The following is a 6,670-nucleotide window of genomic DNA, read 5'->3' as shown; positions in this document are numbered from 1 at the left end:
CAATATCGGCTGTCCGATAAAATCCCTACTTTTGCTCATGAGCTTAATTTTGTTTTGTTGCTACTACAAAGATAAGCAGAAGAGCGGATTTTTTATTTTTTAAAAGTTCGCTCTGTTTTTTACCGGACAGTAGTGAAAGTTAATATACTTCATAAACTCAATAACCTTTACAAAGTCCTCTATAAGCGTTCGATAATCTGATACATTATCGCACAAATCAATTTTGAAACCCTCTGATTATCAGCAGATATTCAGAGGGTTTTCTTTTTTGGGGGAACACTGGCCTAATTTTACATTCATATTTTTAACATTCTAATTGGTTGATAAGCAAAAAGTACCTACTTTTGTTAATATAATACTGTAGCTAAGTGTAGCTATTTTTTTGATATAACATTAGCGTTATTAATTAACTCCTTCCTCGCTGGAAACTGGAAATTTACAAAAGAGAGAAGGATGACGTTAAAAACGCTCGTGCCATAAGGCGCGGACTCGTCATCTTTGTCTCTTTGGGTATTCCAGTACCTCAGCAGCGGAGTGATGAGTGCCGCGTTCTTTCATTTTACAACACATGAAAACTGACTTAAAATCGAAGCACTTAACTACACCGTTATTAATCAATGGATTAATGATAGTAACATTATTAACATGTACGATTTTCCAACCAAACATATCTTTACATTACTCTATTGTGTTCATAATGAGTTTTCTGATCGTTATGTTCATAATCAATCTGCTTTTCTGTGCGTGGTTCGATAATAAAGAAAGCGAGGCGCGCCGAAAAGCATTATTAGACAATTGTAAAGTTTTAGAGGAGAATTTTAAAGACCTGCTAATCAAACAGGATTTCAGAATAACGATACAGAATCATTATATGAAAGTATACGGAGGGATTATAGATGAAGTTTTGGATTAAACGGGTCGTATCGTAAAATTTGATAGCAAAATTGATGCCACACCTAAAACAAAAAAGAGCCTCAATTTCTTGAAACCCTTTGTGCGCACGGCGAGACTCGAACTCGCACATCCATACGGAAACTACCCCCTCAAAGTATATTTGATATTTTTAATACTTATCAGTATATGAGATGATTATATTTGCAATTCATTGATTATCAATATATATTGTTAAAATATCTATTCTAATGTTTTATTTATAATATAAAACAATAACTTTGCGAATATAAAAAGTTTACAACAAAGTTTACAACATTTTCTAATATGAGAATTATTTTTAAACCCTATGTTCACTTACATAGACAACGTAAAGATAAAACATTTAGAGTATATATACGTATAAGTTATAAATCAAAATATTCTTTCATAGAAACTGATTATTCAGCATCTAAGAATGATCTTAAAGGAGATACTATCAAATCTGGTACGGCTCCTGCCATATACACCTGGTTATCTTCGTGGTATTGTCTGGCATTTTGTAGTTTCTTCAACTTGTTTTGTTCTATCGACAATGCAAGTGCAGCTTGACTACCCGATAAGGTCGCCATCATCTGGTTAAAGTTGCTGCTGTCTGTGCTCTCAATGTCTGCTTCTTCGAGCATACGTTGAGAAACATCTCCCTTCATTATCTGGTCGATAAACTTTTTCTTTATCTCCAGACGTTGATAGCCTGTAACGTCCAATGTCTGTTTTACACCCCAACGTCTAAGTCTAACAGGTTTACCCATGTTTAGATGTGTATTCCCTTGTCTTATAATTCTACCATTACGTTGCTGATAATCACTAGGACGAAGCGGAGCATCTAAATGCCCTGCCATAAATAGGCGTTCTTGAATATTTACACCAACACCTAATCTCTCTGTAGTACCCATTATTACACGAACATCCCCATGATTAACAAGCTCAAAAAGTTTTTCTTTTGATATGTCAGTAACATAGTCATTAATAATAGCAACTTGTTCTGCAGGAATACCATTATCTACAAGTTTCTGCTTTATATCTATAAACACATTGAAACTCTTATCACTACTTTGGTAGCTGTCACAGAATATAGCAATAGTCCCTTTATAGCTATCTGTTTCTTTTAAGTCCTGTAATATATCACGTACAGCTTGATTTAGTTTGCTGTCTGGGTGGTCGGGCAAATTAGGATCAACCAGACGAACGTCAATCGCTGCACGTTTAGCAAGTCCGAACATAACAAGAGGAATATAGGAGTTCTCCTTTTTCTCGGCTCCACTCATTCGGTCAAACTCTTCAAGTTTATTCTTGATAGCTTTCATTACCGATTTTAGCGGTGGCGTTTGCTCTAGCATAATATCCGCAGGCTTACCACCTTCTACTCGTGGAGTACCGACACCTTCTTTTAGTGTCGATACTTCTTCGGTCAATACAGTATGAGCCACTTGTCGCCATGCTGCTATCAGTTCTGGAACATTCGAGTAAGAAGAGAAACGGTTTGTTATTCTGAATTTACCATTTGAGCCGAACTCTGCACTTTCCTCTATGCTACCGAAGTTATTCACAAAGGCATCGAAGTTATTCATCTGCAAACGTCCCATTTCTGTACGTGGGTACAGGTAACGCATGAACGTCCACATTTCAGCCATTGTATTGGATATTGGAGTACCTGTCGCCAACACAATATTCTTTCCGTTGTGATTCTCCAATATGTATGATGATTTAAGCCGTGTACTTTGAGCACGTTTCGACTCTGCCGTATCAATACCTTTCACACGTTGCAGGGAAGTAACAAAACCTAGTTTTTTATAGGCGTGTGCTTCATCAATCAATAGGGCATCAATACCCAACTGTTCAAAGGTCATTGTATTATCAGTACGTCTATCAAGTGACTTCTCGGCTTTTGCTTCTGCATTGGAACGTACTTTCTCTATATCCTTTACAGAACGTTTACGTTTAGATTTTGTTGGAGTATCGGATTCTTCCTCTACATCTGGGTTCAACGTATTGTCTCTGTCTCTCTCCAATCTCTCAATCTCTTTTTTCAAAGCTCCCATCATCCTGCCTGCATTGGCTGCACCGTCTTCTTTGGCTCTCTCCATTTCTGCAAGCAGATCCATTTTCTCTTGAATCTTTTCATCAATGTATTGAGCCACACGTTGCGGATTGTCGGGTATGGAATCTAAGTAAGAATGATAGAGAACAACAATATCCCAATCATTATAGGCTATCTTAGCGAACAACTGTTCTCTTTGTTTGGCTGTTAGGTCCTTTGCTGAAGGTGCCAACACTTTAGCATTCGGATATTGGTTTTTAATCTCCTTTACAAATTGCTTGTAGGTAGAACGCTGTACAACAATAGTCGGCTTTTTAGCTAGTCCCAGTCTCCGCATTTCCATTGCAGTAGTAATAAGGGTAAGAGTCTTACCTGTTCCTACTTCATGTGCCAGAAGTGTAGCACTTTCCAATCCACGGATAACACCTTCTTTTTGATGTTGGCGAAGAATCTTAGCTGTACCATTCAGTTTTTTAGCGAATGTATCGGCATTACCTCTATTGGTTGTAGAGTAAACGCCAGTTTCGGCATTATAATCGAGTCCTAAACTTTTAGCTTCTTTTGCAACAAGTTCATTGTCGGCTTCTGTATTTTCTTTGGCTACTCGGTATTGATGAAGCTCTTTTCCGTTCTCCAATTCTTTAGAGCCTAGCGATACTACTTTACCACCAACACCAGGGAAACGGTCAAACGAATCTACATCTACCGTTGAATTTACAACGGAATTGAAAGTATTGTTATAAATATTCTCTAACTCTTCATGGTATTTCTTATTCTGTTTTACCCATGCTTCAAAAGTTTCGGCTATCTCTGATTGTTTGGCTGCTGCCTGTGCAGTTTTTAGAGGATCGGTAACAGTTTTTCGTTTGCCATCTTCCCACACCTGCATAGATATGGTAGTAGTAGCATTGTTCATAGAGTTAAGAGCTAATGTACTTCCAGATGCTTCGGGCATACCCATTTGTATATCTTTGGCATTATCCTTACGAGAGAACTTACCGATATACTTATCTGTCGATGTTTTGGTAAACTGTGCTCCTACGTCAAATGTTTCTTTGAAGAAATCTTCATACACATTTGTAGGTACCCATGTACTACCTAAAGTCAGCTTGATAAGGTTGATAGGAATATCGGCAGGAATAACTTTCGACAATTCCTCTATATTGCTTTCATATTCATTCTCTTGGTTTGCTTGTTGGGCAATAGATAGTTTATCACGGACATTGCCAGATAGATATTGATTACGAGCTTCTACAAGTCCTGTCTCTGGATTGACAAAGCCTATACGCTTACTAACTATCTCCGATTGTACCTCTTCATTCGTTTTATCGAGTAGTTGAGCAATGTATGGTATATCTACCTTTCCATTCTGATTCATGGAAACACGGACCGCATCTTCTACATTGTCCGCTTTCGGCTCAATCTGATTGTCGATGACACGCTTGGAAAATATATCACTCTTCGATACGGTCTTTACTCCGTCTTTTCCGTCCTCAATATTTTCAATAGCAGCCACGGAAGGGAAATCAATATCATCTTGCAGGAAGTTTATTTTCCTGTTCTCATTCAGATTGCCGTATTTCTTTACAAAGTTGTCATAGGCTTTGTTAAGTTTTGTTCTGGTTTTGTTGATATAAACAAGTTCGTTATCTGTGGAACTTTCGGCTTCTAACAATTCACTAATGGTATTTTTTATATCCAGATAGTCTTGTAATACTTCTTCTTTCGGATAACCTGCTGCTTTGTTACTATTCCAATCTACTGGAACCGCTTCATTATATTGTATGATGTATGGCTGTCCGTCTATAATTGTCAAACCGCCTTCTTTAGTTCCATTATTGGCTACTGCTTTCGATGTTTTGTCGGCAGGAGTAGTATTATATATATTGCTTGGAAGTTCATCAATCATCTGATTTATTACTTCTTGCTGATTGATAGCCTTTACAGGTGCAAGCCTTTGTTCGGTAGGACGGATAGCATTACCACCCTCAAAGCCGAATTTCATTTCTCCTGCCATTCTCATAGGATTGTCAAGGAAATATTTGTTATACACCATTCGGGCTTTCTTCTCTACCTCTCCTGTGTTATATCCCCATTGATTTTTTTCCTGTTGAGTATAGGTAGCTTCACGCTCCATAACAGAATCTTGCATATTCTTAGCGTATGGAGATATACCGTTCACATCACGCTTACGGACAATGATAATATCGGCAGTTGCTTCCGTTCCTGCATCATTCTTGAATGTGTCTGTATTCAAGCGTATCGCATCTATAAAGTCTGCATTACCATTATTGATAAGCCAGTTTCGGAGCGATGCACTCTTATCGAGTGTAGATGATGTTGTAATAAATACACCGATACCACCTGCTTTCAGTGTTCTGACACTCTTAGCTATAAAGTAGTCGTGTATATCAAATTGAGTAGATATGTCTTTATTATTACTGTCATAGAGATATCCTGATGTGTCAAGGAGTTGTGTTGTTGGAGTAATCGTACTAATAGCAGGAGATGGTAATGCTTTAGATGCAGTTCCGCTTAAACCACCGGCAAGGCTACCGATTGAGCCACCCAACATATTCAATCCTGTGTTCATTAAGTTTTCGTATGATTGTGCTTTCTGCCCCATCATACCCATACGCTGGTTAGCGATATTCTCTCTACGAGACAGGTAACGGTTAGATACTTGGTCTTTCCATTGCTGCCCCATTGCTCCAATGTTTGAGTATGTGTCGGAGATAACCTTATTAGATTGTTCTTTTGCTACTGCTTGTTGTTCGGGAGTAGCACCTGTAACAACTGCCATATTCTCTGCTCGCTTATTATTCTTGCTTAGATTGTCTCTAAGCTGTTTCATAAGGTTTTGAGTATCGGCTCTCTGTGTATAGTCAGAGTAATAGTCTCTGTTATATTGGGCTGTATTCTCTGCATCCTGCTCGTTTAGGTAGCGGTTCATCTTACGGCGTTGCTTGGCAGCCTTACTACCACCGAAGATAGAGCCTACCAAACCTACACCTGCTCCTATTGCTGCTCCTATCATATCCTGTTGTTTATGAGATTAATAGATTATTAAAGGTCATGCCGACCTGTTATCCCACAAATAAAAGATTTAGAGAGCTTTTAGGCTGTTGTAGATGAAAAAACTATCGGAGTGGTCGAAAAGAATTTAAGGCTTTAAAGGCTAAAGTGTTGACTCTAATCTACATTTGTAAATGTTTGTAAATAAACAGATAGATTATGGCTAAAAAGGAAGCAACCAATCCAAAAGATACTAAACCCAAAAAGACAACCGAGAGGAAGAAACCAGGACCTAAGAAGGGAACACCCTCTAACAATCCTTTCGGCAGACCGAATGGAGCAAAGAACAAAGTACCCAATCAAGTAAAGCTCTTACTGGAAGAGTTCGCAGTTGATAAGTTCGAGCAATTCAAGCAGGACTTTCAAGATATAACTGATCCTATCGAGAGGGCAAAGCTATACGAGAAGATTGCAAGCCGTTTCATTCCTCGACCAATGAACGAAGAGGAAGCCAATGCAAACAAAGATTTTGAAACTGAATTTATGAGACGCTTATTCGGTGCAGCTAAGAAAGAAGAAGAGGGAGAAGTGCATATTCCGGCGATACCCACCCAGTGATTCCGGTGATACCCACCCACTCACTGTGCAAATTAGTCTGACAAAATTACCGTTTTTTTCTTAAGC

The 6,670-nt window shown here is 38.4% G+C and carries 3 protein-coding genes; 2 read left to right on the top strand and 1 reads right to left on the bottom strand.

The genetic code is table 11. The features are described 5' to 3' along the window. Positions 1-697 precede the first annotated feature (697 nt). On the top strand, positions 698-913 hold the full coding sequence (locus D0T84_RS20790) for a hypothetical protein (RefSeq protein WP_163309796.1): 216 nt from the start codon (positions 698-700) through the stop codon (positions 911-913). Between the two features lie 418 nt (positions 914-1,331). Here D0T84_RS20790 and D0T84_RS20785 read toward each other — a convergent pair whose 3' ends face one another. Further along, entirely contained in the window at positions 1,332-6,008 is a 4,677-nt protein-coding gene (locus D0T84_RS20785) for an SNF2-related protein (RefSeq protein WP_163309794.1), read from the bottom strand. A gap of 197 nt (positions 6,009-6,205) precedes the next feature. On the opposite strand from D0T84_RS20785, the gene D0T84_RS20780 reads away from it, so the two are divergent. Further along, positions 6,206-6,604 carry a hypothetical protein gene (locus D0T84_RS20780; RefSeq protein WP_163309793.1) on the top strand — a complete coding sequence of 133 codons (399 nt, stop codon included), beginning with the start codon at positions 6,206-6,208 and terminating at the stop codon, positions 6,602-6,604. Positions 6,605-6,670 lie beyond the last annotated feature (66 nt).

It is taken from the genome of Dysgonomonas sp. 521, assembly GCF_010501055.1.
In the GTDB taxonomy this organism is placed as follows: Bacteria; Bacteroidota; Bacteroidia; order Bacteroidales; family Dysgonomonadaceae; genus Dysgonomonas.
This window is presented reverse-complemented; position numbering and strand designations above follow the sequence as displayed.